This is a genomic window from Actinomyces sp. S6-Spd3, from assembly GCF_000758755.1.
In the GTDB taxonomy this organism is placed as follows: Bacteria; Actinomycetota; Actinomycetes; order Actinomycetales; family Actinomycetaceae; genus Pauljensenia.
In genome coordinates this window covers 1-801 of the sequence record NZ_JRMV01000214.1, presented here as the reverse complement: position 1 = coordinate 801, position 801 = coordinate 1, and the positions used below count along the sequence as shown (strand labels likewise).

At 55.6% G+C, this 801-nt stretch carries 2 pseudogenes; one reads left to right on the top strand and one right to left on the bottom strand.

Features of this window, described 5'->3' with window-relative positions:
• Positions 1 to 195 (top strand): annotated as a pseudogene (locus HMPREF1627_RS10110) (MFS transporter); the annotation flags it as partial.
• 41 nt (positions 196 to 236) lie between these two features.
• Here the strand turns inward: HMPREF1627_RS10110 and HMPREF1627_RS01805 are convergent.
• Positions 237 to 801: pseudogene (locus HMPREF1627_RS01805) on the bottom strand (hypothetical protein); the annotation flags it as partial.

The following is an 801-nucleotide window of genomic DNA, read 5'->3' as shown; positions in this document are numbered from 1 at the left end:
GCCACGAAGGCTTCGGCGGGTTCAAATCTATTGCAAATGCGCGAGCAGATGGGCGCTGATTCTGAGCTGGTGAGTCATCTGGTGGGCGGTTTTGCGCAGGCAACCCGCTCTTCCCTGTGGGTATCCGCAACTTTCCTCGGCGTCGGGTTGCTGGGTTCGATTATGGTTTGGCTCGCGGCTCGCAAGTCAGATTAAAGAGGTGGTTCTCCACTGCATGCGCCAGCCTGCGCTAACGATCAGACAGACTTTTCTTGGTTAGGTTCCTCCACCGAGGGGCGAGCCTTATTCGTTTCTTCCGCTCGGACAACTTCCTCGGCTACCTCATCGGTTTCGGGCTCTTCGTAGTCGTCGAGGGCGTCCTCTTCAAGCTCTACGTTGGTGATCTCTTCGAAGTCGATCGTTGCCGGATGGTCGTAGGCCAGTCCCTCATCTTCCAACTCGTCTACCACTTCGAGCACGGAGCTGGTTTGCAGGTCTGAATTTTCAACCGGTGATTGCTCAATCGCCTCGGCAAGCTGGTCTGCGTGTCCTTGGTGGAAGTGCTTGTCTTTACGCATGAGTCGGCGCAAGAGTTTGCGGATGGCCATGCGGCGTGCGATTTCCTCACGAATGTCTTCTCGGCTTCGTACCCAGTGCACTACTAGCAGCAGAATCAGAAGCATGCCCGCGTAGCCGATCACCGGGTATAGGTAGCTCACAAACGTTTCGAATCCCACAAATGAGATCGCGAAGCCAATCAGTGCCATTGAAATCAGCCAGATGCGGAAGCGTTTTGGGTCGCCCTTCGAAAACCTGGAGGCG